We start from the raw sequence: 1743 nt of genomic DNA on the forward strand, positions 1-1743 counted from the left end.
CGATCCGGTGAGCCCGCGCTGCCCCAGTTGGCGACGAATACATCGATGTCGCCGTCCAGGTCGTAGTCCGCGGCGGCCACGGCGGAAGAGGTGTCGGCGTCGGCGGCAGCCGCGCCCTCCTCGTGCAGGTCGAAACCGCCCGCGGCATCCCCCAGGTAGATCCGGTTCAACATGCCGGGCGCGGGTGTGCCGCTGCCCAGGTACAGGTCGATCCGGCCGTCCAGGTCGAAGTCGCCCCAGGCGTGCCCTTTGGAGGCCGCGCTCTGAAGGCCGGAAGCGTCTGGAACGCGATGAAGCGATCCGTCCGGACCGCCTTCGCCCGCGCCGCCCCGGTAGACCGAGTTGTCCGCGTCGAAGTTGGCCACGAACAGGTCGCGCGCGCCGTCGCCATCGATGTCGGCGAAGGAGAGGCCGTAGCCGTAGGTCGTGTCCGACTCGAGGCCCGTCGAGGAGTCGGACTCCAGCTCCATCCCGCCGCGGTTGCGGAGCAGTTGGTTGGCCTCGCGCGCGTTCGCGATGACCAGCTCCGGCAGGCCGTCGCCGTCCAGGTCACCCCACGCGCAGGCCCGTGCCGTTCCCGTCCCGACCGCGCGGTCCGGCAGGTCGATCTCATCGAAGCGCCAGGATCCGAGCCCGCGGAAGAGCGCGTTCCGGCCCTCGCGATAGCCGGCGACGAACACGTCCAGGATCCCGTCGCCGTCCGCGTCGGCCCAGCAGGCCATTGACGCGGAACGAATCCGGCCGCCGAACGGATCGTCGCGGAGGTGCTCCAGCCCTCCGGCTCCATCGTTGCGATAGAGCATCGACCCCGCCCCGTTGCGCCCCACGACGTGCAAATCGAGGTCCCCGTCGCCGTCCAGGTCGATCCAGGCGGCGCCTTCCCAGCCGTCGGCCGGTCCCGGCTCGATGTCGACGACGGAGAATCGCCCGTCGCCGTCGTTCCGGTAGAGCGCGTTGTGCTGGACCGGGCCATCCCAGGTGGGGTGGGTCACGAAGAGGTCCGGGTCGCCGTCGCCGTCGTAGTCGCCCCAGGCGGCCCCGCGCGAGATCCCGCGATGCTCTGTGGGGGCGACATTCGGCACCGACTCGAATAACGCCGCGACCGACGCAGCCGCGAACGCCGCGCCAACCGGCTGCGCCTTATCAGACCCGAATACGAACAGGAGGCTGGCTGTCAGCGCCGCCGCGACTGCCGCGGCCGGAAGCACTGGCCCCCTTTCGCGCCAGCGGAACCGGAGTTGGCGCGCGTCGGTCAGTTTTCTCTTCATGTCCCCACGAGCGAACACACGTATCGGACAGACAATAAACGTATGTCTGACGATGGCTACAACGGCGGCTTGGGCGGGCATGGTCGCCAACGTGATCGAGCGGGGATGCCTCGCGCGTGTGCTGCGTTGTGACGCGGGCTAGATTGCGCCGTGCGACGGACCGTCGCGCACCCCGTCAATGACCGGGAGTCCCGATGAAGCAGAGCCTGCCGGCTGAAGCCGCACCGTCTCCCGTGCGGCCGGCCTTCACCGTCGTCCTGCTGCACGCCGCCGTGCTGCTCGCGCACGAGGTCGCGCACCGGGGCCTGGGCGTGGATCTACAGGCGTGGCAACTGGCGTTCGCCTACCTGGTGATCGTCGCCGGGCCGTTCGTGGCTCTCGGGCTCATCGGCGTGCGGCCGCGCGCGGGGTACCTGACGCTGGCCCTGACGATGGGCGCGGCGCTGCTGTTCACCGTCTACCAGCACTACGTGGG

2 protein-coding genes are annotated in these 1743 nt (G+C 70.0%); one reads left to right on the forward strand and one right to left on the reverse strand.

Going from position 1 to position 1743, the window contains the following annotated elements:
• Positions 1-1268 (reverse strand): VCBS repeat-containing protein (locus tag ABFS34_16685; protein MEN8377062.1); only part of this gene is annotated, 1268 nt, incomplete at its 3' end.
• Between the two features lie 194 nt (positions 1269-1462).
• Here ABFS34_16685 and ABFS34_16690 point away from each other — a divergent pair.
• The coding region (locus ABFS34_16690; protein ID MEN8377063.1) for a hypothetical protein at positions 1463-1743 on the forward strand (281 nt) is incomplete at its 3' end.

The organism is Gemmatimonadota bacterium, assembly GCA_039715185.1.
Taxonomy (GTDB): Bacteria; Gemmatimonadota; Gemmatimonadetes; order Longimicrobiales; family RSA9; genus DATHRK01.